Annotated in this window: 20 protein-coding genes; 1 reads left to right on the plus strand and 19 read right to left on the minus strand. The window is 60.2% G+C overall.

The genetic code is table 11. The annotated features are described in order from the left end of the window. Positions 1 to 86: 86 nt before the first annotated feature. The 15 genes from ftsZ to mraZ all read right to left on the minus strand — a co-directional run bounded on the left by ftsZ (position 87) and on the right by mraZ (position 16917). On the minus strand, positions 87 to 1241 hold the full coding sequence (gene ftsZ / locus ACYF6X_RS16785; RefSeq protein ID WP_004932757.1) for a cell division protein FtsZ: 1155 nt from the start codon (positions 1239 to 1241) through the stop codon (positions 87 to 89). Positions 1242 to 1315: 74 nt separating this feature from the next. Next, the gene (gene ftsA / locus ACYF6X_RS16790) at positions 1316 to 2572 is read right to left on the minus strand and encodes a cell division protein FtsA (protein WP_004932758.1); all 1257 of its coding nucleotides are present in this window, start codon (positions 2570 to 2572) and stop codon (positions 1316 to 1318) included. Further along, positions 2569 to 3420 carry a cell division protein FtsQ gene (gene ftsQ / locus ACYF6X_RS16795; RefSeq protein WP_063991406.1) on the minus strand — a complete coding sequence of 284 codons (852 nt, stop codon included), beginning with the start codon at positions 3418 to 3420 and terminating at the stop codon, positions 2569 to 2571. The genes ftsA and ftsQ overlap by 4 nt, the downstream gene beginning before the upstream one ends. A 1-nt stretch (position 3421) precedes the next feature. Then, a complete protein-coding gene (locus ACYF6X_RS16800) occupies positions 3422 to 4342 on the minus strand; it encodes a D-alanine--D-alanine ligase (RefSeq protein ID WP_130017890.1) in 921 nt (306 codons plus the stop codon). Further along, on the minus strand, positions 4335 to 5810 hold the full coding sequence (murC, locus tag ACYF6X_RS16805; protein WP_107226759.1) for a UDP-N-acetylmuramate--L-alanine ligase: 1476 nt from the start codon (positions 5808 to 5810) through the stop codon (positions 4335 to 4337). Before murC ends, ACYF6X_RS16800 begins: the two co-directional genes overlap by 8 nt. An 84-nt stretch (positions 5811 to 5894) precedes the next feature. Then, the gene (murG, locus tag ACYF6X_RS16810; RefSeq protein WP_130017889.1) at positions 5895 to 6959 is read right to left on the minus strand and encodes an undecaprenyldiphospho-muramoylpentapeptide beta-N-acetylglucosaminyltransferase; all 1065 of its coding nucleotides are present in this window, start codon (positions 6957 to 6959) and stop codon (positions 5895 to 5897) included. A gap of 3 nt (positions 6960 to 6962) precedes the next feature. Continuing rightward, entirely contained in the window at positions 6963 to 8165 is a 1203-nt protein-coding gene (gene ftsW, locus ACYF6X_RS16815) for a cell division protein FtsW (RefSeq protein WP_038873480.1), read from the minus strand. Further along, complete coding sequence (murD, locus tag ACYF6X_RS16820; RefSeq protein WP_107226758.1) at positions 8162 to 9481, minus strand: UDP-N-acetylmuramoyl-L-alanine--D-glutamate ligase; 1320 nt, start codon at positions 9479 to 9481, stop codon at positions 8162 to 8164. The genes ftsW and murD overlap by 4 nt, the downstream gene beginning before the upstream one ends. A gap of 2 nt (positions 9482 to 9483) precedes the next feature. Beyond that, on the minus strand, positions 9484 to 10566 hold the full coding sequence (mraY, locus tag ACYF6X_RS16825; protein WP_004932782.1) for a phospho-N-acetylmuramoyl-pentapeptide-transferase: 1083 nt from the start codon (positions 10564 to 10566) through the stop codon (positions 9484 to 9486). Further along, entirely contained in the window at positions 10560 to 11921 is a 1362-nt protein-coding gene (murF, locus tag ACYF6X_RS16830; RefSeq protein ID WP_130017888.1) for a UDP-N-acetylmuramoyl-tripeptide--D-alanyl-D-alanine ligase, read from the minus strand. Before murF ends, mraY begins: the two co-directional genes overlap by 7 nt. After that, on the minus strand, positions 11918 to 13405 hold the full coding sequence (gene murE, locus ACYF6X_RS16835; protein WP_063991411.1) for a UDP-N-acetylmuramoyl-L-alanyl-D-glutamate--2,6-diaminopimelate ligase: 1488 nt from the start codon (positions 13403 to 13405) through the stop codon (positions 11918 to 11920). Before murE ends, murF begins: the two co-directional genes overlap by 4 nt. After that, entirely contained in the window at positions 13392 to 15155 is a 1764-nt protein-coding gene (locus tag ACYF6X_RS16840) for a peptidoglycan glycosyltransferase FtsI (protein ID WP_004932790.1), read from the minus strand. The genes murE and ACYF6X_RS16840 overlap by 14 nt, the downstream gene beginning before the upstream one ends. 42 nt (positions 15156 to 15197) lie before the next feature. After that, positions 15198 to 15518 carry a cell division protein FtsL gene (ftsL, locus tag ACYF6X_RS16845; protein WP_012005204.1) on the minus strand — a complete coding sequence of 107 codons (321 nt, stop codon included), beginning with the start codon at positions 15516 to 15518 and terminating at the stop codon, positions 15198 to 15200. After that, a complete protein-coding gene (gene rsmH / locus ACYF6X_RS16850; RefSeq protein WP_049200285.1) occupies positions 15515 to 16456 on the minus strand; it encodes a 16S rRNA (cytosine(1402)-N(4))-methyltransferase RsmH in 942 nt (313 codons plus the stop codon). The genes ftsL and rsmH overlap by 4 nt, the downstream gene beginning before the upstream one ends. 2 nt (positions 16457 to 16458) lie before the next feature. Next, entirely contained in the window at positions 16459 to 16917 is a 459-nt protein-coding gene (gene mraZ, locus ACYF6X_RS16855; RefSeq protein ID WP_025159638.1) for a division/cell wall cluster transcriptional repressor MraZ, read from the minus strand. A gap of 865 nt (positions 16918 to 17782) precedes the next feature. Between mraZ and ACYF6X_RS16860 the strand changes: the two genes are divergently transcribed. Beyond that, positions 17783 to 18223: an L-alanine exporter AlaE gene (locus tag ACYF6X_RS16860; protein ID WP_063991412.1), complete on the plus strand. Its 441-nt coding sequence runs from the start codon at positions 17783 to 17785 to the stop codon at positions 18221 to 18223. Positions 18224 to 18260: 37 nt separating this feature from the next. Here the strand turns inward: ACYF6X_RS16860 and cra are convergent, their stop codons facing one another. The 4 genes from cra to ACYF6X_RS16880 all read right to left on the minus strand — a co-directional run bounded on the left by cra (position 18261) and on the right by ACYF6X_RS16880 (position 23821). Then, positions 18261 to 19265, minus strand: coding sequence for a catabolite repressor/activator (gene cra / locus ACYF6X_RS16865; protein WP_004932801.1), 1005 nt, complete (start codon positions 19263 to 19265; stop codon positions 18261 to 18263). Between the two features lie 218 nt (positions 19266 to 19483). Continuing rightward, entirely contained in the window at positions 19484 to 19975 is a 492-nt protein-coding gene (gene ilvN, locus ACYF6X_RS16870; protein ID WP_063991413.1) for an acetolactate synthase small subunit, read from the minus strand. A 2-nt stretch (positions 19976 to 19977) separates the two neighbouring features. After that, on the minus strand, positions 19978 to 21696 hold the full coding sequence (gene ilvI, locus ACYF6X_RS16875) for an acetolactate synthase 3 large subunit (RefSeq protein ID WP_107226756.1): 1719 nt from the start codon (positions 21694 to 21696) through the stop codon (positions 19978 to 19980). A gap of 316 nt (positions 21697 to 22012) precedes the next feature. Next, complete coding sequence (locus tag ACYF6X_RS16880) at positions 22013 to 23821, minus strand: AMP-dependent synthetase/ligase (RefSeq protein ID WP_130017887.1); 1809 nt, start codon at positions 23819 to 23821, stop codon at positions 22013 to 22015. Between the last annotated feature and the right edge of the window lie 297 nt (positions 23822 to 24118).

Genomic DNA, 24118 nt, shown 5'->3' on the forward strand with positions numbered 1-24118 from the left:
TTATCCATCCTACCAGCCAAGCATACAGCATGGCTGGCGGGACAGTTTAGCACAAAGAGCGGAGATTCCAAATTCTCAGGATATTCTTAGTCTGCCTGCTTACGCAGGAAGGCTGGAATATCAAGATAGTCGGGCTCTTTATTCGGCTGCGCAGCTTGGTCGTTGACCACCTTGGCGGCAGGTTTCACTTCCTGCGGCAGAGGCGACATGCCGTGCTGCTGATAACGGTGATCCATCACCGGCTGGCTGGCCTGCTTATTGGTCACCAGGGTGATTTCAGGACGCTTGTCCATACCGATACCGGTTGCAACCACGGTTACGCGCAGTTCGTCGTTCATTTCCGGATCCAGCGAGGTACCGATAACCACGGTAGCGTTGTCGGACGCGAATGCACGGATGGTGTTACCCACGGTTTCGAACTCATCCAGACGCAGGTCGAAGCCGGCGGTAATGTTGACCAGCACGCCGCGCGCACCGGACAGGTCGATGTCTTCCAGCAGTGGGCTGGAGATCGCCATTTCGGCCGCTTCTTCGGCACGGTCTTCACCGCAAGCCACGCCGGAACCCATCATCGCGTAGCCCATTTCGGACATCACGGTGCGCACGTCGGCGAAGTCGACGTTCATCAGGCCCGGACGGGTGATCAGCTCGGCGATACCCTGCACCGCGCCTTTCAGCACGTCGTTGGCCGCGCCGAACGCGTCCAGCAGAGAGATGCCGCGACCCAGAACTTTCAACAGCTTGTCGTTCGGGATGGTGATCAGCGAGTCCACGTGTTTGGACAACTCAGCGATACCCTGCTCCGCGAATGCCATGCGCTTCTTGCCTTCGAAGTTGAAAGGCTTGGTCACCACGGCCACGGTCAGAATACCCAAATCTTTAGCCACTTCAGCCACCACTGGCGCCGCACCGGTACCGGTACCGCCGCCCATGCCGGCCGCGATGAAGACCATGTCTGCGCCGTCCAGCGCTGCGCGCAGGGCTTCGCGGTCTTCTTCCGCTGAATTGCGACCCACTTCCGGGTTCGCGCCCGCACCCAAACCTTTGGTAATACCGCTACCGATCTGGATGGTTTGGCCAACCGCCGTTTTGCGGAGCGCCTGGGCGTCCGTGTTCACAGCGAAGAATTCAACACCTTCGATGCGCTCGCGCACCATGTGTTCAACGGCGTTGCCACCGCCGCCGCCGACGCCGATGACTTTAATCACCGCGTCATTGGTTAGTTCCATTGGTTCAAACATAGTTTCTCTCCGTTTTGTGCCTGTCGCTGCGAGATCATAAAAAGATTACTCAGCATGATCTCTTTGTTGAAACATTAAAACTCTTTTCTCAGCCAGCTATTGATGCGTTTAAACCAATTGCCCACCGAGGCGCGTTTTTCTACTTCCGTCTCACCGCTCAGGTGAGACTCTTTTCCATAGTGCAGCAGACCTACCGCTGTCGAGTAGTAAGGCTCCTGCGCATAATCCGTCAGACCCGTGATGTTCAAGGGTTGGCCGATGCGTACCTGGGTGTGGAACACCCGTTGCGCACAGGCTGCCAGGCCATCAATCTGGGCGGCGCCACCGGTCAGCACGATACCGGCTGCCAGATGATGCTTCACCCCTTGCTGACGCAGTTGCTCCTGCAATTGCAAAATTTCATCGTTAACCAGATTCAACAGTTCGGTGTAGCGTGGCTCAATGACTTCAGCCAGCGTCTGTCTTTGCAGACTGCGCGGAGGACGTCCCCCGACGCTAGGCACCTCTACATTCTCATCCTTGCTAACAATCGACCCAAGCGCACAGCCGTGTCGAACTTTAATCGCTTCCGCGTCGGTCGGCGGCGTGCCGAAGGCGTAGGCGATATCGCTGGTGACCACGTTCCCGGCGTAAGGGATCACTTTGGTGTGGCGCAGCGCACCACCGGTGTACACCGCCATATCCATGGTGCCGCCGCCGATATCCACCACGCAAACGCCGAGCTCCCGTTCATCTTCGGTCAGCACCGCATAACTCGCGGCCAGACCGGCGAAAATAAGTTGGTCAACTTTCAAGCCGCAACGTTCCACGGCCTTGACGATGTTCTTCGCCATATCGTTATGGCAGGTAATCAGATGCACCTTAGCCTGCATGCGCACGCCGGACAGCCCAACCGGGTTTTTGATGCCTTCCTGATAATCGATGGCGTATTCCTGAGGAATCACGTGCAGAATGCGGTGTTCGTCGCGCACGCGCACCGATTTGGCGGTGTGCACCACGTTCTCCACGTCGTCCTGCGTCACTTCCTCTTCCGAGATCGGCACCATGCCGATTTCGTTCTGGCAGCTGATGTGTTTGCCCGACAGCGCCAGGTACACCGAGGAGATCTGGCAGTCCGCCATCAGCTCGGCCTGATCAATGGCGCGCTGTACGCACTTCACCACCGACTCCAGGTCGTTTACGCCACCCTTATCCATGCCGCGAGACGGGCAGCTGCCCACCCCGATAATGTTGACCATGCCATCGGGCAGAACTTCCCCTACCAACGCGGAGACTTTTGCAGTACCGATCTCCAGTCCAACTACCAGTTTTCTGTCCGTCGACTTGATCATTGTTGTTTTGCCTGTGCCTGATTCTGTTGCTGATTACTGTTTTGCTGACCGCCAAGCGCCTGCGGATCGACCAACACCGGAGCCCACCCTACCGAAGCGCCGGACTCGTAGCGCAGATCGACATAGCTGACACGCTTGCTCTCCGCCTGGCCCTGCTGCTGCAATACCGGGTAAAGCTCGATAAACCGCTGCAAACGCCCATTGCGGTCATCGCGCCCCAGCTCAAGCCGGACATCGTTGTCCAGCGCCAGCTGCCAGGAATGGCGCGCGGTCATCGCCGCCATTTTCAGCGTATATTTGCTGGCCGCCAACGTGGCGCTCATCGCCCGATAGCCTTCCAGCACATCCTGCTCGCTCCCTTCCGGCCCGTAGAGCAGCGGCAACTTCTGTTTACCCGCCCGCTCCGCCGGCACGCTGAACGCTTTGCCTTCGGCGTCCACCATGTGCAAATCGTTCCAGCGCGCCACCGGGACGTACTCCACCAGATGGATCTTCAGCTCATCCGGCCATTGTTTGCGCACGCTGGCCTGCTTGATCCACGGCAGACGTTCGATCTGCTGCTGGATGACGTCCACATCCTGCGTCATAAAGGTGCCGGGCGCGCCCAGCGCCAGGATCGCCTGACGAATATCATCGTTGGTGGTGTAGTGGCGTTCGCCGGTCACCACCAGCCTTGAGAGCGGCAGGCGGCTGGCGTCTTTCATCCAGCCAAGCACCGCCCAACCGCTCCACACGACCGTTCCCAACACCATCAGCAGGAAAATCACTCCCGCCAACTGGGTTCCATTGCTGCGGCGCGGGCCGTTATCCACCTCGCGATCGCGCGCATTCAGGGCAGCTTGCGACATATCAGTCGGCCAACTCCAAAATTCTCGCCACCAACTGCGAGAAGCTTAATCCAAACTGGCGCGCCGCCATCGGCACCAGGCTATGACTGGTCATGCCCGGAGAGGTGTTCACCTCAAGCAGATAGAAGCTGCCATCGCTGTCTTGCATCACGTCGACGCGGCCCCAGCCGCTGCAGTCCAGGCCGCGGTAAGCGCGCAGCGCCAACGCCGCCATCTCGGCTTCCTGCTCGGCGCTCAAACCGCTCGGGCAGAAGTACTGCGTGTCGTCCGAAATGTACTTGGCCTGGTAGTCGTAAAACACGCCGGCCGGCTGGATGCGGATCGACGGCAGCACCTGGTCGCCCAGCATCGCCACGGTATATTCCGGGCCGCTCAGCCACTTCTCCACCAATACGTCGTCATCATGGCGGAAGGCCTCTTCCAACGCGGCTTCCAGCGCGGCGCTTTCGGTGACCTTGCTCATGCCGACGCTGGAGCCTTCGCGGCTCGGCTTGACGATCAGCGGTAGGCCAAGCTCCGCCACGCGCGCCAGCAGCGCCGCTTTTTCGCCGCTGAGGTACAGCTGGCGATTCAGCGCCACGTAAGGCGCCACCGGCAAGCCCATCGACTGCCACACCATCTTGGTGCGCCATTTGTCCATGGTCAGCGCCGAGGCCATCACGCCGCTGCCGGTATAAGGCAGCTCGAGGAACTCCAGCAGCCCCTGCAGGGTGCCGTCCTCGCCGCCGCGGCCATGCAGCGCGATAAACACTTTGGTGAACCCCTGCTCTTTCAGCTGGGTCACCGGGAAATTGCGGGTATCGACGCCGTGCGCATCGATACCGGCTTCGCGCAACCCGGCCAGCACCGCGGCGCCGGATTGCAGAGAGACTTCACGTTCAGCGGAGGTGCCGCCCAGCAGAACTGCAACTTTATCAGCCATGGTGCTCCTCCTCTTTCTTCGGCGGCTGCAGCTTCAGCTCGGCCAGTTTACGGGCGATTTTGCCCACGTTGCCGGCGCCTTGCACCAGCACCAGGTCTTCATTCTGCAGCAGCTGCGCCAGAGTTTCCGGCACGGTATCGGCATCGGAAACCAGGATCGGATCCAGCTTGCCGCGGCTGCGGATGGTGCGGCACAGCGAACGGCTGTCCGCCCCCGGGATCGGCGCTTCACCGGCGGCGTACACGTCGAGCATCAGCAGCACATCCACCTGCGACAGCACGTTGGCGAAATCGTCGTACAGATCGCGGGTGCGCGTATAACGGTGCGGCTGGAAGATCATCACCAAACGCTTGTCCGGCCAGCCGGCGCGCGCCGCTTTCAGCGTGGCATCCACCTCGGTCGGATGGTGGCCGTAGTCGTCCACCAGCATCGCGCTGCCCGCTTTGCCGTTGACCGGCTCCAGCGGGAACTCACCGAGGAAATCGAAGCGACGCCCGGTCCCCTGGAAGCCCGCCAGCGCGCGCAGGATATCTTCGTCGTCGATGCCTTCCTCGGTCGCTACCGCCACCGCCGCTGCGGCGTTCAACGCATTGTGGCGGCCCGGCGCGTTCAGCGTCACCGTCAGCAACGGCTTGTCCTGACGGCTCAGGGTAAAGTGCCCCTGCGGCCCAATCTGCCGGTAGTCTTCGATGCGCACATCGGCATCTTCACTGAAGCCATAGGTGGTGATGTGGCGACCCACGCGCGGCAACAGCTCGCGCACTACCGGATCGTCGATGCACATCACCGCACGGCCGTAGAACGGCAGGTTGTGCAAGAAATTGATAAACGTCTGCTTCAGGTTCTCGAAGTCGCCCTGGTAGGTGTCCATGTGGTCGGCTTCGATGTTGGTGACCACGGCCACCATCGGCTGCAGGTGCAGGAACGACGCATCGCTCTCATCCGCTTCCGCGATCAGATAACGGCTGGAACCCAGTCGCGCGTGGGTGCCCGCCGCCTTCACCAGCCCGCCGTTGACGAAGGTCGGGTCCAGGCGGGCTTCGGCATAAATGCTCGAGACCATCGCCGTGGTGGTGGTTTTGCCGTGCGTGCCGGCGATAGCGATGCCGTGGCGAAAACGCATCAGCTCCGCCAGCATTTCAGCGCGGCGGATCACCGGGATGCGCGCTTCACGAGCGGCGACGATCTCCGGGTTGTCGGCAGAGATGGCGGTAGAAACCACCACCACGCTCGCATCCAGCACGTTTTCCGGACGGTGATTGAAATAAATCGTCGCCCCGAGCGCGCTCAACTGTTGGGTCACCGGATTCGGCGCCAGGTCGGAGCCGCTGATCTGATACCCTTCGTTTGCCAACACTTCGGCGATACCACCCATGCCGGCACCACCGATGCCGACAAAGTGAATGTGCCGGACGCGACGCATCTCGGGCACGATAGTACGTAGTTTCGCCAGTTGTTGTGTATTCATCACTCTCTCTAATCCGGATCCGGTACCCCGGCCCTACATCACATTGCTTTTATTCAGGTTCGGCACACCGAACCCCTGCACTCGTTACTTGGCGAGCCGCACCAACTCCGCCGCCACACGCTCGGTGGCATCCGGAATGGCGACCGCGCGCGCTTTCTCGGCCATGGCCAGCAGCGTCTTGCGATCCCAGCTCGCCAGCAGTTCGGCCACCACATCGGCGTTGAACTGCGGCTGTTCGATAATCTTCGCCGCGCCGGCTTCTTCCAGCGGGCGTGCGTTCCAGTACTGCTGACGGTCCTTGTGCATGAACGGCACGAAGATCGCCGGCAGCCCCGCCGCCGCGATTTCGCTGACGGTCAACGCGCCGGAACGGCAAACCACCACATCGGCCCAGGCGTAAGCGGCGGCCATGTCGTCGATGAACTCGGTCACCTTGTGCTGCGTCTGCCCTACCCTCTCGTAGTCGCGCAACACCGTTTCCAGCGCGCCCTTGCCAACCTGATGCCAGAGCGTAATTCTATCGCCCAAACGCGCCGCGACTTCAGGAACTGTCTGATTCAGCACCCGCGCGCCCTGACTTCCGCCAATCACCAGCACGCGGATCGGGCCTTCGCGCCCCTGCAACCGCTCCGCCGGCAACGGCAGCGCCAACACATCGGTACGCACCGGGTTGCCCACCACCTCGGCGTTCGGGAACGCACCGGGGAAGGCCTGCATCACTTTGCCGGCGATGCGCGCCAGCCAGCGGTTGGTCAAGCCGGCGATGCCGTTCTGTTCGTGCAGCACCACCGGGATGCCGCACTGCCAGGCTGCCAGGCCGCCAGGGCCGGAAACGTAACCGCCCATCCCCAGCACCACATCCGGCTGATAGCTGCGCATGATGGCTTTCGCCTGGCGCACCGCCTGCCAGATCCGCAGCGGCGCAGTCAGCTGGGCCTTCAGGCCTTTGCCGCGCAGGCCGGAGATGCGGATAAAATCAATCTCGATCCCGTGCTTCGGCACCAAATCGGCTTCCATTCGGTCTGCGGTTCCGAGCCAGCGCACCTGCCAGCCCTGCGCCATCAGATGATGCGCGACCGCCAGCCCCGGGAACACGTGCCCGCCGGTACCGCCTGCCATCACCATTAAACGCTTAGGTTTCCCGCTCATCCCTTACCTCTTCACAAACGCCTGAGCCTTGGTCAGGCGCGTTTCATAATCAATTCGCAGCAACAGCACGATGGCCGTCGACATAATCAGCAAGCTCGAACCGCCGTAACTGATCAGCGGCAGCGTCAGACCTTTGGTCGGCAGCATGCCCGCCGCGGCGCCGACGTTAACCAGCGCCTGGAAGCTGAACCACACGCCGATCGCGCAGGCCAGGAAGCCGGAGAAGCGTTGATCGATCTCCAGCGCGCGGCGCCCGATGGACATCGCGCGAAAAGCGACGAAGAATACCATTAACAGGGCTAAAACCACACCGATATAGCCCAGTTCTTCACCCAAAATGGAGAAGATGAAGTCGGTGTGCGCCTCCGGCAAATACTCCAGTTTCTGCACCGAGTTGCCGAGCCCCTGCCCCCAGAACTCGCCGCGGCCGAACGCCATCAGCGACTGGGTCAGCTGGTAGCCGCTGCCGAACGGATCGGCCCACGGGTTCCAGAACGAAGTCACGCGGCGCATACGGTACGGTTCCGCAATGATCAGCAGCACCACGGCGAACACGCCGGAGCCGATGATCGCCAGGAACTGCCACATTTTCGCACCGGCCAGGAACAGCATCGCCAGCGTGGTGATGAACAGCACCACCACGGTACCGAGGTCCGGCTGCGCCAGCAACAACACCGCCAGCACCACCATCACGCCCATCGGCTTGCAGAAGCCCCAGAAGTTGCTGCGCACCTCTTCCACCTTGCGCACCAGGTAGCTCGCCAGGTAGCAGAACAGCGACAGCTTGGACAGCTCCGCCGGCTGAATACGCAGCGGGCCGAGCGCGATCCAGCGCGAGGCCCCGTTCACCGAGCTCCCCACCACCAGCACGATCAGCAGCATCACGATCGACATCAGCAGCATCACGTTGCTGTAGCGCTGCCAAATTTCCATCGGGACGCGCAGCGTCACCAGCGACAGGCCGAACGCCAAGCCAAGGTACAGTGCGTCACGTTTGGCGAACAGGAACGGATCGTCCGCCAGGCGTTGGCCGATCGGCATCGACGCCGAGGTCACCATCACGAAGCCGATGATCGCCAACCCGAAGGTCAGCCACAGCAGGGTGCGATCGTAGAGCACCATGTTGACCGCGTCGTTATCGCGCGCGCCGGTCACCCAGTCTTTCAGCCGCTCTGTCAGCCCGAAGTTCGGCAAGCGTAGTTTCATCCGCCAAGCTCCTGCGCCAAGCGGGCGAACTCATCGCCGCGCACTTCAAAATTACGGAACTGATCGAGGCTGGCGCAGGCCGGCGACAGCAATACCATGTCGCCAGGCTGTACGCGGCTGGCGATGGTGCGCATCGCCTGCTCCATGGTCTCGGTCAGCGTCGCCACTTCCGGCCGCAGCTGTGCCAGCTGGGCGCCGTCGCGGCCAAAGCAATACAGACGCACGTTGTCGCCCTGCAGATAGCGCGCCAGCGGCGAGAAATCGGCGGATTTGCCGTCGCCGCCGAGCAGCAGATGCAGCGTACCGTCCACCTGCAGGCCGTTCAGCGCCGCTTCGGTGCTGCCAACGTTGGTGGCTTTGGAGTCGTTGATCCAACGCACGCCGTTGTGCTCCCAGGCCAGCTGGAAGCGGTGCGCCAGGCCGGTGAAGGTGGTCAGCGCCTTCAGGCTGGACGCGCGCGGGATGTTGACCGCATCCGCCAACGCCAGCGCCGCCAGGGCGTTGGTGTAGTTGTGGCGGCCGGTCAGCTTCATCTCGCGCGTATTCAGCACCTTCTCACCGCGCACCCGCAGCCAGGTTTCCCCTTGCTGACGGTTCAGGTGATAGTCGCCCACGTCGGCGCCGAAGCTGACGCAGCGCTCGTCGGCGCCGCGCACCGGCATGGTCAGCGCGTCGTCCGCGTTCACCACGCACACGGCGGCGTTTTCATACACGCGCAGCTTGGCGCCGCGATACTGCTGCAGGCCAAACGGATAGCGGTCCATATGATCTTCGGTCACGTTCAAGATGGTCGCCGCCGCCGCCCGCAGGCTATACGTCGTTTCCAGCTGGAAGCTGGACAGCTCCAGCACGTAAAGCTGGCACTCCTGACGCAGCAGGCTCAGCGCCGGCAGGCCGATATTGCCGCCCACGCCCACCGCCCAACCGGCAGCTTTCGCCATCTCGCCCACCAGGGTGGTGACGGTACTTTTACCGTTGGAGCCGGTGATCGCCACGATCGGCGCCTGCGCTTCACGGCAGAACAGTTCGACGTCACCGACGATTTCCACGCCGGCGTCCGCCGCGGCGCTCAATGCCGGGGTCGCCAACGCGACGCCCGGGCTGGCAACGATCAGATCCGCCGCCAGCAGCCAATCCTGGTTCAGATCGCCCAGATGGCGCTCCACGCTTTCAGGCAGTTTGTCCAACCCTGGCGGCGCGATACGGGTATCCATCACGCGCGGCGTTACGCCGCGCGCCATGAAGAAATCGACACAGGACAGGCCGGTAAGGCCCAATCCGATGATGACGACTTTTCTACCCTGATAGTCTGCCATGATTAACGCACCTTCAGCGTTGCCAGGCCAATCAGCACCAGCATCAGCGAAATGATCCAGAAGCGCACGATAACGCGCGGTTCTGGCCAGCCTTTCAATTCATAGTGGTGGTGAATCGGCGCCATGCGGAAAATGCGTTGCCCGCGCAGCTTGAACGATCCCACCTGCAGGATCACCGACAGCGTCTCTACCACGAATACGCCGCCCATGATCACCAACAAGAACTCCTGACGCAGCAGCACCGCGATGGTGCCCAGCGCGCCGCCCAGCGCCAACGAACCGACGTCGCCCATAAACACCTGGGCCGGGTAAGTGTTGAACCACAGGAACCCGAGGCCGGCGCCGACGATGGCGGTACACACGATCACCAACTCACCGGCATGACGCAGATACGGAATATGCAGGTAGTTGGCGAAGTTCATGTTACCGGTCGCCCAGGCCACCAGCGCGAAGCCGGCCGCCACGAATACCGTCGGCATGATAGCCAGGCCGTCCAGGCCGTCGGTCAGGTTGACCGCGTTGCTGGTGCCGACGATCACGAAATAGGCCAGCAGGATATACAGCAGGCCCAGCTGCGGCATCACGTCCTTAAAGAACGGCACAACCAGCTCGGTGGCTGGCGTGTCTTTTCCTACGGCGTACATGGCGAATGCGACAATCAGCGCAATCACCGACTGCCAGAAATACTTCCAGCGGGCGATCAGCCCTTTGGTGTCTTTGCGCACCACCTTGCGGTAGTCGTCGACGAAACCGACGATGCCGTAACCCACCAGCACGAACAGCACGCACCAGACATACGGGTTGGACGGGTAGGCCCACATCAGCACCGAAATGGTGATGGAGGTCAGGATCATGATGCCGCCCATGGTCGGCGTGCCGCGCTTGCTGAAGTGCGACTCGGGGCCGTCGTTACGCACCACCTGGCCGAAGGACATTTCTTGCAGGCGCTTGATCACCCGCGGGCCCATCCACAGCGACAGGAACAGCGCGGTCAGCAGGCTGACAATGGCTCGGAACGTCAGATAAGAAAAGACGTTGAAGCCTGAGTAATACTTGACCAAATGCTCGGCCAGCCAAACTAACATGGTGCTTTCTCCTGTAACGCGCGTACTACCTGCTCCATTGCGGCACTACGTGAACCTTTGATTAACACGGTAATGACCGCATGTTCCGACAGTAATTCCGCCACGCGCGCGATCACTGCTGTCTTGTCTTGATAATGTTCGCCATTGCCGGACGCTTCGCTCAGCACGCGGCTCAAACCGCCAACGCTGATCACTTTGTCGACCCCGGCCAGACGGGCGGCTTCGCCCACCTGACGGTGGCATTCTTCCGCTTCCGCACCCAGCTCGGCCATATCGCCGACCACCATCACGCGGTAGCCCGGCATCTCTGCCAGCACCTGCGCCGCCGCGGTCATCGACCCGACGTTGGCGTTATAGCTGTCGTCCAGCAGCAGCTTGCCTTCGGCCAGCGCCACCGGGAACAGACGCCCCGGCACCGCCTGCAGCTGTTTCAGCCCCTGACGCACCGCTTCGAGGGTGGCGCCCACCGACATCGCCAACGCCGTCGCCGCCAGCGCGTTGGCCACGTTGTGGCGCCCCGGCAGCGGCAGCGCGATCTCGGCGGTGCCGAACGGGCTGTGCAGCGTGAACTGCGTGCCTGCACCGTTCACCCGCACGTTATCCGCGAAGAAGTCCACGCCTGCGGCGGCCTGCGGCGAGAAGCGCCAGACGGTTTTGCCGCCCAACATGCTCTGCCAGTGCGGCCAGTCGTTGTTATCAGCGTTGATGATCGCCACGCCGTCGGCCGGCAGGCCGGTAAAGATTTCACCTTTCGCCTGCGCGACGCCGGCCAGCGAGCCGAAGCCTTCCAGGTGCGCCGCCGCCAGGTTGTTCACCAAAGCGGTCTGCGGACGGGTCAATGCGGTGGTGTAAGCGATTTCGCCAATATGGTTAGCGCCCAGCTCTATCACGGCAAAATCATGCTGCGGCTCCAGACGCAACAGCGTCAGCGGCACGCCGATGTCGTTATTGAAGTTGCCGGCGGTATACAGCACTTCGCCGCATTCGCGCAGAATGGCGGCGGTCATTTCTTTCACCGATGTCTTGCCCGAGGAACCGGTCAGCGCCACCACGCGCGCCGGCACCTGCTGACGCACCCAGGCGCCAAGCTGCCCCAGCGCCAGACGGGTGTCTTGCACCACCAGCTGCGGCACGTCCACCAATAAGCGCTTACTGACCAGCAGCGCCCCGGCGCCTGCGGCTATGGCATCCGCCGCGAAGTCGTGAGCGTCGAAACGCTCGCCTTTCAGCGCCACAAACAGGCAACCGGCGGTCACCTTGCGGGTGTCTGTCGTCACCTCGACAATTTGGCAATCGACGCCAATCAGTTCAGCGCTCAATACCTCAGCCAGTGTCTGAAGAGAGACAGGGATCATGCCAGCACCCCCAGCAGTCGGGCGACCGTCGTGCGGTCGGAGTAATCCAGGCGGCGGTTGCCCACCAGCTGATAATCTTCGTGGCCTTTGCCTGCCACCAACACCACATCCTGTTCCTGCGCCTGCATGATGGCGCTGGTCACCGCTTCGGCGCGGCCGTGGATCACCAGCGCCTGCCCGGCATCCAGCAATCCGGTCAGGATGTCGTTGATAATCGCGCGCGGCTCTTCGGTACGCGGGTTGTCATCGGTGATCACCACGCGATCGGCGAACTGCTCGGCGATGCCGCCCATCAGCGGGCGCTTGCCCTTGTCGCGATCGCCGCCGCAGCCGAACACGCACCACAGCTGCCCCTGGCAGTGCAGGCGCGCGGCTTCCAGCGCTTTCTCCAGCGCATCCGGCGTGTGGGCGTAATCCACCACTACCGTCGGTTTGCCCGGCGCGTTGAACACTTCCATGCGGCCGCAGACCGGCTGCAGGCGGCTGCCGGTTTCCACCAGCGCCTCCAGCGGATAGCCCAGCGACAGCAGCGTCGCCAAGGCCAACAGCAGGTTGCTGACGTTGAACGCGCCCATCAGGCGGCTTTCGATTTCGCCGTCGCCCCAGCTGGAGCTGAAACGAACGGTGGCGCCATTGTCGTGATAATCGACCGCCGTGGTTTTCAGCCAGCGGCCGTGGCAGCCCGGCTGCAGGTTGTCCTGCATCGTCACCGCCACCGCATCCGGCAACTTGCTCAGCCAGCGCTGACCGACGTCATCGTCGGCATTGATGATTGCCTGCCCCACGCTGTGGCCGGCGAACAGCGACCATTTGGCCGCCTCGTAATTGGCCATGTCACCGTGGTAATCCAGGTGATCGCGGCTCAGGTTGGTGAAGACCGCCGCGGCGAACGGTAGCGCCGCCACCCGGTGTTGCACCAGACCGTGGGAAGAAACTTCCATGGCGGCGAAGGTCGCGCCCTGTTCCGCCAGCTCGTTTAATACGTGTTGAACATCCACCGCAGAACCGGTGGTATTCTCGGTCGGACACACCTGGCCCAGCAGGCCGTTGCCGACGGTGCCCATCACCGCGCTGGTTTCGCCCAGCAGTTGGCTCCACTGCGCCAACAGCTGCGTGGTGGTGGTTTTGCCGTTGGTGCCGGTCACGCCGACCAGACGCAGACGCTCGCCCGGCTGGTGGTAAAAACGCCCGGCCAGCGCGGAAAGGCGCTGGTTCAGTTGGCTCAGGTAGATCACCGGCACGCCGTGCATTTCAACGATGGCGCCGTCTTCGGCCTGGCCGTCAGCTTCGGCGATCACGGCGGCGACGCCCTGCGCGATGGCCTGCGGAATATAGCGGCGTCCATCCGTTTGATGGCCGACAACGGCGACAAACAGATCCCCGGCAGCCGCCACACGGCTGTCTAATGTCATTTCCCGCAGCGCGCGCCCGGGTGCCGTCGGCACCCACGGGGCGAGTAAGTCGCGCAAATTACGATCTGCCACCTGAACCCTCTTTCTTGTTAATCACTAATTCGCTTTTGTCACCGGTAGGCAACGCGTCAGGCTCGACGTTCATGGTGCGCAATACGCCACCCATGATGGCACCGAACACCGGCGCGGAGATTGCGCCACCATAGTATTTCCCGCCCTGCGGGTCGTTGATGACGACCACCAGGGCAAAACGGGGATTACTTGCCGGCGCGACGCCGGCGGTATAAGCGATGTATCGGTTGACGTACTTGCCGTCCGGGCCCACTTTTTTCGCGGTACCGGTTTTGATGGCGATACGGTATCCCTTGATGGCGGCTTTCACGCCGCCGCCACCCGGCAAGGCCACGCTTTCCATCATGTGCACCACGGTGCGCACCAGAGGTTCAGGGAAAACGCGTTCGCCGGCGACCGGAGGGTCAACCTTGGTGATCGACAATGGGCGATACACGCCCAGGCTGCCGATCGTTGCATAGACTCGCGCCAACTGTAACGGAGTTACCATCAGCCCGTAGCCGAAAGAGAAGGTGGCCCTCTCTATGTCAGACCACCGTTGTTTTTTTGGGTATATGCCACTGCTTTCTCCGACCAGCCCCAAATTGGTCGCTTTTCCCAGCCCAAAACGAGAGTAAGTATCTACTAACGCTGAGGACGGCATCGCTAACGCCAGCTTTGAAACACCGACGTTACTCGACTTCTGCAAGATCCCGGTCAATGACAGCTCCGAGTACCGCGCCACGTCTTTGATCTCGTGGCCCTGAATGCGGTACGGGATGGTGTTCAGCACGCTGTTTTCTCTCACCACGCCGTTTTGCAGCGCGGTCATCACCACCATCGGCTTCACGGTTGAACCGGGTTCAAAAATATCGGTGATGGCACGGTTACGCATGGTCTCTTTCGGCGTACCGGCCATGTTGTTCGGGTTGTAAGACGGGCTGTTGGCCATCGCCAGCACTTCGCCGGTGTTCACGTCGATCAGCACCGCGGTGCCCGACTCGGCCTTGTTGAACGCCACCGCGTTGTTCAGTTCGCGATACACCAGCGCCTGCAGGCGTTCATCGACACTCAGCACCAGGTTGTGCGCCGCCTGGCTGTCGACGGAGGAGATATCTTCGATCACCCGGCCGAAGCGGTCCTTACGCACCGTTCTCTCGCCCGGTTGCCCGGTCAGCCAGCGGTCAAAGCTCTTCTCGACGCCTTCGATGCCTTGCCCGTCGATGTTGGTCACGCCGATGATGTGCGACGTCACCTGCCCTGCCGGATAGTAACGGCGTGATTCCTGCCGCAGATAGATCCCCGGCAGCTTGAGCTTGTGGATGTAGTCGCCGATCGCCGGGTTCACCTGGCGAGCCAGATAAACGAAGCGCCCTTTCGGGTTGGCGTTGATGCGGTTGGAGAGTTGGTCCAACGGGATGTTCAGCGCATCGGAAAGCGCTTTCCAACGGCTGTCCAGGGTGATGCCGCCGCGCTCGTTCAGCTCTTTCGGATCCGCCCACACCGCATTGACCGGCACGCTGACCGCCAACGGCCGGCCGGCGCGATCGCTGATCATGCCGCGCGCGGTCGGCACTTCCTGCACGCGCAACGAACGCATGTCGCCTTCTTTTACCAGCCGATCGGGATTGATGACCTGCAGGTACGCGACGCGCAGCATCAGGCCAACCATCGCCAGCAAAATGCAGCCGCACAGCAACGCAAAACGCCAGCTGACAAAGCTGGCCTGATCTTCCTGGCGTCTCAACTTACCGGGGCGCGCTGCTTTCATGCGTTTCCTTTCTACTCCGTGTCATTATTCAGGTTAAACCATTCATTGTTTAACGATGATATTTTCCTGCGATGGATCAACGTGTTGCATCTGCAGTTTTTCTGTCGCGATACGTTCAACCCGGCTGTGATCGCCGAGGGCGTTCTCTTCTAAAATCAGGTTGCGCCACTCGATATCCAGCGCATCGCGCTCCAGAACCAGCTGTTCGCGCTCGGCGGTCAGCAGGCGGGTACGGTGCGCGGTGGTCACCACGAAAACCGCAGAGACCAGTGACGCAATCAGTAAAATCAGGGGGATCTTGGCGTTGCGCAGCAGATCGCCGCCAATCACCCCGACCAGGCCGTGACGTTCGTTGCCAATCACGCGGGCATCCTCTCAGCAATACGCAGCACCGAGCTGCGCGCACGCGGGTTGTCCGCCACTTCCGCTTCCGACGGCATCATTTTGCCCAGCGCTTTCAGCGTTCGCCCGCCCATGCTGCGCAGTTGCTCTTCGGTCAACGGAATGCCCGCCGGCACCTGAGCGCCGCGGCTGTGGTGACGCATAAAGCGTTTGACGATGCGGTCTTCCAGCGAGTGGAAGCTGATGATCGACAAACGGCCCTGTGGGGCCAGCACTTCCAGTGCGCCGTCGAGCGCACGCTCGATCTCTTCCAGCTCGCTGTTGATATAGATACGAATCGCCTGGAAGCTGCGCGTCGCCGGATGCTTGTGCTTTTCACGGAACGGGCTGGCATCGGCAATCAGATCCGCCAACTCTTTGGTGCGCGTCATCGGCTCCACGCGGTTTCTTTCCACGATGGCGCGTGCGATGCGCTTGGCGAAACGCTCTTCGCCAAAGGTTTTCAGCACCCAGGCGATGTCGTCCGCTTCGGCCTTCATCAGCCACTCCGCGGCGGACAGGCCGGTGGACGGATCCATACGCATGTCCAGCGGACCGTCGCGCATAAAGGAAAACCCGCGCTCTGCGTCGTCAAGCTGCGGCGAGGAAACGCCCAGATCGAGCAGAACGCCGTCGATCTTGCCCACCAGTTCACGTTCCCGCACGTAGTGCGACAACTCGGAGAATGGGCCGTGTACGATGGTAAAACGAGGATCTTCAATAGATTTGGCGGCTGCAATCGCCTGAGGGTCACGGTCAATCGCCAGCAAGCGCCCTTCCGGCCCCAGCTGGGACAGAATCAGACGAGAATGGCCACCGCGACCAAAAGTACCGTCGATATATATGCCGTTGCTGCGGATGTTGAGGCCGTTGACGGCTTCGTCCAGCAGGACGGTGGTGTGTTTATAGTTTTCCAACATGCTTATAGCGACAAGTCCTGTAGCCGCTCAGACAACGGTTCCTGAGTCGACTGTTCAGCGTCAATATCATCCTTGACTTGTTGATACCAGGTCTGTTCATCCCACAGTTCAAACTTGTTGAACTGACCGACCAGCATCACTTCTTTCGTGAGTCCGGCGTGCTGCCGCAGCGTATTGGCTAACAGCAAACGACCGGCACTATCCATCTGACACTCACTGGCATGCCCCAGCAGCAGGCGCTGAACGCGGCGCTCGGCGGGATTCATGCTCGACAGACGTGATAATTTTTGTTCAATAATTTCCCATTCGGGCAAAGGATAAAGCAGCAGGCAGGGCTGATGGAGGTCAATGGTACAGACCATTTGGCCTTGCGATTCCTCGTTGAGCAATTCCCGATATCGGGTAGGTACGGCGAGCCGCCCTTTGCTGTCGAGGTTGACCATCGTCGCTCCACGGAACATTCCTGAGCTACCCCTTAGTGACCGTTTTCACCACTTTACCCCACAAATTCCCACACAATGGAGTTTACGGAGGGTATGAAAACCTTGTCAAGCCAGAGCGCCAGCGCTTTGGCAATATTTCTCTGGTCATTTTGGGAGCTGACTCGCGAAAGAAACTCTGATAATTCGACGATTAAAAATTAACACCATGATAAACGGAGAGAATTTTCTAAGCGGAAAGAATCTGATTAAAAACCTGACGAACTGGCGATTAATTAACTCATTACTTCCTTCTGCAAGCCATGTCTCATTTTTCAGCTCGGCAATCTCAGGGCTGTAACCGCTGCCGCCCCGCGCCCGCCAAGGCTCGGCGCCTGACGAATCGACCGCAGAATAAGGCCATAACCCCTTGAGTTAATAACGCTCAATCGTTATTCACCGTGAAACTGCGCGCTATTTTACTTCAATTTGTACCGCCATGATGAGAGCACGGCGAAAATAAATGGCTCGGATATTACGAGCAGAAGTAATTTCGATTTAAATCAATTTGGTAAGATTATTCCCAAAATACCTGTTTACAATTATGGTTTCATTTCCTTACACCTTTATTTCCACAATTTTTGCCGGAAAAAATCCTCTTCAAACACCAAAAATCGCAACTACATGTTTTTAATGGACTTATTTAAAAACACCGATTTTAATCTCCCCTCCCCATCCTGTGCCCCAGTTCTGCGGGACAAAAACCGAACAAATGTTAAAAATAAAAATATAAATCTAGTTAAAAAACACACGACGGATTAGTACACTATATAAAACGCAAAAAACCAGAATTAACAACCACAAAAAATAAATCCAACAGAATATTAACAAAGAAAGGAGAGAGTGCATGCTTTCGCCCGCCGTTCACTGGCGTAGCGCCGCTGCCGATACGTTCGCGCTGGTGGTGTACTGCTTTATCGCCGGTATGGCGATAGAAGTGTTGATCTCCGGCATGAGCTTCCAGCAATCCCTCTCTTCGCGCCTGCTGTCGATCCCGGTCAACATTCTGATCGCCTGGCCTTACGGCCGCTATCGCGATCTGTTTATTCGCACGGCGCGCCGCTGCCCGCGCGGCCAGTTCCTGCTGCGCAACCTTGCCGATCTGCTGGCCTACGTCAGCTTCCAGTCGCCGGTTTATGCCGCCATTCTGTGGAGCGTAGGCGCCGACGGCCCACAAATGCTGGCGGCGGTGACCAGTAATGCGCTGGTTTCCATGGCGATGGGCGTGGTGTATGGCTATTTCCTGGAATATTGCCGACGGCTGTTCCGGGTGGCGGGCTATGTCTAAACCAGGAGCCCGCCAAAGCGAGCTCCCGTAGTGCGAACTATTTGCGGCTCAGGCTGCCGCGGCGGAACAGATTGCGGCGGATACGCGTCAAACCCGGTTTGGGTTTACGCGGTTCGTCCAGGCTGGCCAACACCAGCTCCAGCACGCGTTCGGCCACGTCACGATGGCGCTGCGCCACCGCGAGCACCGGGCACTCGAGAAAATCCAACAGTTCATGGTCGCCGAAGGTGGCAATCGCCAGATCGGTCGGCAAACGGCCACGTTGCTTCAGCGTCACGTCCATCACGCCCTGCAACAGCGAGAACGAGGTGGTAAACAACGCCTGCGGCATCGGGTGTGTTTTCAGCCATTCGGCAAACAGCGCGCCGGCGGCTTCACGTTCATAGCTGTTGGCGTACAGGTAATCGACGTGGCGGGGATCCTCTTGCCAGGCCTGACGGAACCCCTGCTCGCGCAGGAAGCTCACCGAAAGCTCCGGCAAGGCGCCCAGATACAGCACCGATTCCGCCGGGAAGGTGCGCAGCTCCTGCGCCAAAGCAAAGGCATCTTCCTGATCGGCCCCGACGACGCTGATGAAATGCTCGCGATCCAGCGCGCGGTCCAGCGCGATGATCGGCAGCGGATCGTTGGCCCAGCGTTGATAGAAGGGATGCTCCGGCGGCAAGGCGGTGGAGACGATAATGGCATCCACCTGGCGCTGCAGCAGGTGCTCGATGCAGCGCATTTCGTTGTCCGGCTGATCTTCGGAACAGGCGATCAGCAATTGGTAGCCACGCTGGCGCGCCTGGCGTTCCAGGTAGTTGGCGATGCGGGTATAGCTGGTATTTTCCAGATCCGGGATCACCAGACCGATAGAACGGGTACGCCCGGCGCGCAGCCCCGCCGCGACGGCATTCGGGTGATAGTTATGCTCCCTGACCACGGCCATCACTTTCTCGACGGTTTTATCGCTGACACGATACTGCTTCGCCTTGCCGTTGATGACATAACTGGCCGTCGTGCGCGAAACGCCCGCGAGACGCGCGATTTCATCCAGTTTCACATGAACCCCTTAATGACGCTGAAAATAGAAGTGAAGGCTGTGCTCGGATTAACCATGACATCCCGTGCGGTTATTCAATCCAGCCTCTGCGATCTAACAGCAGAAAACACTGCCTAGCAACCGCTTTTGCCGAAAGGTGCCAGCAATCGGGCAAAAAATACCGAAAAACAAAGGGCGCAGCCACGCCGCGCCCCCGATTATTCACCACCAGAGCGCGCTCAGCGCATGATTTTGTCGCCGCGCGACACGCCAACCACGCCGGAACGGGCCACTTCCACGATCTCCGCCACTTCACGCACCGCGCTGAGGAAGGCGTCGAGCTTGTCGCTGGTGCCGGCCAGCTGTACCGTGTACAGCGTCGCCGTCACATCGACGATCTGGCCGCGGAAAATATCGGCGCAGCGCTTCACCTCTTCACGGCCGTAGCCGCTGGCCTGCAGCTTCACCAGCATGATCTCGCGCTCGACGTGGGCGCCCTGCACCAGCTCGCTGACGCGCAGCACGTCCACCAGCTTGTGCAACTGCTTCTCAATCTGCTCCAGCACTTTCTCGTCGCCGACGGTCTGGATAGTCATGCGCGACAGCGTCGGATCGTCGGTCGGCGCCACCGTCAGGCTCTCGATGTTATAACCGCGCTGGGAGAACAGCCCGATCACGCGCGACAAGGCACCGGATTCGTTTTCCAGCAAGACAGATAAAATACGGCGCATGATCAGGTCCTCTCCGTTTTGCTAAGCCACATTTCGTCCATGCTTCCGCCGCGGATCTGCATCGGGTAAACATGTTCAGTTTCATCGACGGTCACGTCGACGAACACCAGCCGCTCTTTTTCCGCCAGCGCCTGCGCCAGCTTGCTCTCCAGTTCATCCGGCGTGCGGATGGCGATGCCGACATGGCCGTAAGCCTCGGCCAGCTTGACGAAGTCCGGCAGCGAATCCATGTAGGACTGCGAGTGACGGCCGGAATAAATCATGTCCTGCCACTGTTTCACCATGCCCAGATAGCGGTTGTTGAGGTTCACTACCACCACCGGGAGGTTATATTGCAGCGCGGTGGACAGCTCCTGAATATTCATTTGAATGCTGCCGTCGCCGGTCACGCACACCACGGTTTCCTCCGGCAGCGCCAGCTTGACGCCCAATGCCGCCGGCAAACCGAAGCCCATGGTGCCGAGGCCGCCGGAGTTGATCCAGCGGCGCGGTTTATCGAACGGATAATAGAGCGCGGCGAACATCTGGTGCTGGCCCACGTCCGAGGTGACATAGGCGTCGCCTTTGGTCAGGCGGTGCAGGGTTTCGATCACCGCTTGCGGTTTGATGGTGCCGCTGTGCTTGTCGTAACCCAGGCAGTCGCGGGCACGCCACTGCTCGATAGACTGCCACCAGTCACGCAGCGCGTCGTGATCCTGCGCTTTCTCGCCCTGAGCCAACAGCTCCAACATCTGAACCAACACCTGCCTGGCATCGCCGACGATCGGAATATCGGCGTCCACCGTTTTGGAGATCGAGGTCGGATCGATATCGATGTGCAGCACGGTGGCGTCAGGGCAGTATTTGGCCAGATTATTGGTGGTGCGATCGTCGAAACGCACGCCGACGGCGAAGATCACGTCAGCATGGTGCATGGTTTTATTGGCTTCATAGGTGCCGTGCATGCCGAGCATGCCGACGCTCTGGCGATGGGTACCGGGAAAAGCGCCCAATCCCATCAGGCTGCTGGTCACCGGCAGGTTCAGCTGTTCCGCCAACGCCAACAGTTCGGCTTCGCAACCGGCGTTGATCGCGCCGCCGCCGACGTACATCACCGGCTTTTTGGCCGCCAGAATGGTTTGCAACGCGCGTTTGATCTGCCCGCGGTGGCCCTGCACCGTCGGGTTATAAGAACGCATGCTCACGTCCTGCGGGTAGGCATAAGGCATCCGCACCGCCGGGCCGACGATATCTTTCGGCAGATCGATCACCACCGGGCCGGGGCGGCCGCTGGAAGCCAGGTAGAACGCCTTCTTCAGCACCGCCGGGATGTCTTCGGTACGTTTTACCAGGAAGCTGTGCTTCACCACCGGGCGCGAAATGCCCACCATATCGCACTCCTGGAAGGCGTCGTAGCCGATCAGCGAGCTGGGCACCTGCCCCGACAGCACCACCATCGGGATCGAGTCCATGTAGGCAGTGGCGATGCCGGTAATGGCGTTGGTGGCGCCGGGGCCGGAGGTCACCAGCACCACGCCCACTTCACCGGTGGCGCGTGCGTAGCCGTCGGCCATGTGCACCGCGCCCTGCTCATGGCGCACCAGAATATGATCGATCCCTCCAACCGTATGCAGGGCGTCGTAGATATCGAGCACCGCCCCGCCGGGGTAGCCGAATACATGCTTAACGCCCTGATCGATCAACGATCGGACGACCATCTCGGCTCCTGACAACATCTCCATGGGTTTGCCTCCAGGCTTGCTTATTCTTGTCTGGCGCCGGAACGTAGCGCCTGCTGCGGGGCAATGCCCCAAAGTTTTTATGGGTTGTCGCTATCGAATTAACATAACGTCAGAATATGGGGCAGGCAAACGGCAAAATGGCTTAACGGTAGCGGGGTTATTGCCAAGCGGCTGGCGATCGCGGCTTTATAAAAACAATGCGCTAGCCTCAGGGTTGTCAGGCTAGGCATTGTTTCGAACAGGGGGGAAATTACAGAACTAAATCAGGTGAAGGATATGCCGTTTTTTTCACCGGATGCATGGCCCGGCGGCGGCGTCAGGCCTGTTCCTGGTACATCGAGTCGATTTCGCGCTGATAGCGCAGCAGGATCACCTTGCGGCGCAGCTTGAGCGTTGGCGTCAACTCCCCCAGCTCCATCGAAAAAGCCGCCGGCAGCAGCGTGAACTTCTTCACCTGTTCGAAGCGAGCCAGCTCCTTTTGCATCTCGCGCAGGCGCTTTTCGAACATCTCGAGGATCTCGCCGTTGCGCAGCAGTTCCAGGCGATCCTGGTATTTCAGGTTCACTGACTTCGCATACTCTTCCAGCGACTCAAAGCACGGCACGATCAGCGCGGAAACGAATTTACGCGCATCGGCGATGATCGCCACCTGCTCGATAAAGCGATCCTGCGCCAGCGTGCCTTCCAGCATTTGTGGCGCGATATACTTGCCGCCGGAGGTTTTCATCAAATCCTTCAGGCGTTCGGTGATGAACAGGTTGCCCTCTTCATCGATCGCCCCGGCGTCGCCGGTTTTCAGCCAGCCGTCCTCGGTAAAGGTCGCGGCGGTTTCCAACGGTTTGTTGAAATAGCCGCGCATCACGATCGGCCCGCGCACCTGGATTTCATTTTCCTCGCCAATGCGCACCTCGACCTCCGGCAGCGGTTTGCCGATGGAGCCGAAGCGGAAATGCCCCTCTTCCCAGCAGGAGACGGTCGCACAGGTTTCGGTCATGCCGTAACCGTACTTGATGTTGACGCCCATCGCCTGGAAAAACAGGATCACATTGTCGTCCAGCTTGGCGCCCGCCGCCGGCAGAAAGCGCACCCGGCCACCGAGGATACCGCGCAGCTTGCTCAACACCAGCTTATCGGCCCAGCGATGGGTGAAGTCGAACACTTTGCCCAACGGTTTGCCGGCGCGCTCCTGCAGGAATTTGCGCTCGCCGCAGACGATCGCCCAGTGGAACAACGCACGGCGCAGCCAAGGCGCGCGCGCCACTTTTTCGTGCACCGCGCTGAAAATCTTCTCGTAGAAACGCGGCACCGCACACATCAGCGTCGGGCGGACCTGCCCCATCGCTTCCCGCACCCAGTCGGTGTTCGGCAGGAAAACGTTCTGCGCGCCGGAATGCATCACAAAGAAGCTCCAGGCACGTTCGAACACGTGCGACAGCGGCAGGAAGCTGAGCGACACATCCTCTTCGCCGACCGTCAGTCTTTCATCATGCAGGTAGAGCTGCGCCGCCAGGTTGCGGTAGTCCAGCATCACCCCTTTCGGCTCGCCGGTAGTACCCGAGGTATAGATCAGGGTGAAGAGATCCTGCAGGTCGCACTCTTCAATACGCTGCAGACGTTGAGCGGCAAAAGCCGCCGGATCGGCAGCGCGTTCGAAGGCGCTCAGATGCTGTGCGATCTCGCAGCCGCGCAGATCGGCATCCTCGTCGAAGACGACAATATGGCGCAGCTGTGGGCAGACGCCGCGCAGCGCGATGGCGGCGTCAAGCTGCGCCTGCTCGCCGACGAACAGTATACGGATGTCGGCGTCGTTGGTGACGAACGCCGCCTGCGCCGGCGTATTGGTGGAATAGAGCGGTACGCTGATGCCGCGCAGGTGAAGGATAGCGAGATCGGTCAACGCCCAGGCCATCGTGTTATTGGCGAAAATACCGATGCGTTCTTGCACTTCGACGCCCAACCCCAGCAGTCCGGCAGCAATGCGATCGATGCGGGTGGCGGCCTCTCCCCAGGTCAGTTGCAACTCGCCGTTGGGCGACCATTGGCGAAAAGCTGTGCGATCGGCTCGGTGGATGATTTGATGCTGTATACGACGGATCAAATGGTATTGCAGCAGATTAGTGATCATAGTGCTCTAAGCCTGAAATGAATCAAACAGTTAAGCCTGAACGACGCCTTACGGCTCTCATCTCAGCTTACACGTGTTTACTTTTTTCTGCGCAGTCTACCTACTCTCAGGCAGAGGGAAAAGCGATTTCAGCGTAGAAGTGTGAGCCAAAACTCAGTCCGACTTCCGCACTTTCATCGGTTGGACAAAACGGGGAGGAAAAGGTTTGCTGATGGCAGTAAAACGCGGCCCGTTCGGGCCGCCGCATCGAGTTAGTTTAAAATACCAGTCGAAAAGTAAAAATCAGAATATTAATTT

The sequence above is a fragment of the Serratia sp. ID 25-353 genome (assembly GCF_054792795.1).

What these genes read in the sequence shown, in the direction of transcription:
- ftsZ (WP_004932757.1), bottom strand. Translation starts at nt 1,241, where the DNA reads ATGTTTGAACCAATGGAACTAACCAATGACGCGGTGATTAAAGTCATC.
- ftsA (WP_004932758.1), bottom strand. Translation starts at nt 2,572, where the DNA reads ATGATCAAGTCGACGGACAGAAAACTGGTAGTTGGACTGGAGATCGGT.
- ftsQ (WP_063991406.1), bottom strand. Translation starts at nt 3,420, where the DNA reads ATGTCGCAAGCTGCCCTGAATGCGCGCGATCGCGAGGTGGATAACGGC.
- ACYF6X_RS16800 (WP_130017890.1), bottom strand. Translation starts at nt 4,342, where the DNA reads ATGGCTGATAAAGTTGCAGTTCTGCTGGGCGGCACCTCCGCTGAACGT.
- murC (WP_107226759.1), bottom strand. Translation starts at nt 5,810, where the DNA reads ATGAATACACAACAACTGGCGAAACTACGTACTATCGTGCCCGAGATG.
- murG (WP_130017889.1), bottom strand. Translation starts at nt 6,959, where the DNA reads ATGAGCGGGAAACCTAAGCGTTTAATGGTGATGGCAGGCGGTACCGGC.
- ftsW (WP_038873480.1), bottom strand. Translation starts at nt 8,165, where the DNA reads ATGAAACTACGCTTGCCGAACTTCGGGCTGACAGAGCGGCTGAAAGAC.
- murD (WP_107226758.1), bottom strand. Translation starts at nt 9,481, where the DNA reads ATGGCAGACTATCAGGGTAGAAAAGTCGTCATCATCGGATTGGGCCTT.
- mraY (WP_004932782.1), bottom strand. Translation starts at nt 10,566, where the DNA reads ATGTTAGTTTGGCTGGCCGAGCATTTGGTCAAGTATTACTCAGGCTTC.
- murF (WP_130017888.1), bottom strand. Translation starts at nt 11,921, where the DNA reads ATGATCCCTGTCTCTCTTCAGACACTGGCTGAGGTATTGAGCGCTGAA.
- ACYF6X_RS16840 (WP_004932790.1), bottom strand. Translation starts at nt 15,155, where the DNA reads ATGAAAGCAGCGCGCCCCGGTAAGTTGAGACGCCAGGAAGATCAGGCC.
- rsmH (WP_049200285.1), bottom strand. Translation starts at nt 16,456, where the DNA reads ATGTTGGAAAACTATAAACACACCACCGTCCTGCTGGACGAAGCCGTC.
- mraZ (WP_025159638.1), bottom strand. Translation starts at nt 16,917, where the DNA reads ATGTTCCGTGGAGCGACGATGGTCAACCTCGACAGCAAAGGGCGGCTC.
- ACYF6X_RS16860 (WP_063991412.1), top strand. Translation starts at nt 17,783, where the DNA reads ATGCTTTCGCCCGCCGTTCACTGGCGTAGCGCCGCTGCCGATACGTTC.
- ilvN (WP_063991413.1), bottom strand. Translation starts at nt 19,975, where the DNA reads ATGCGCCGTATTTTATCTGTCTTGCTGGAAAACGAATCCGGTGCCTTG.
- ilvI (WP_107226756.1), bottom strand. Translation starts at nt 21,696, where the DNA reads ATGGAGATGTTGTCAGGAGCCGAGATGGTCGTCCGATCGTTGATCGAT.
- ACYF6X_RS16880 (WP_130017887.1), bottom strand. Translation starts at nt 23,821, where the DNA reads ATGATCACTAATCTGCTGCAATACCATTTGATCCGTCGTATACAGCAT.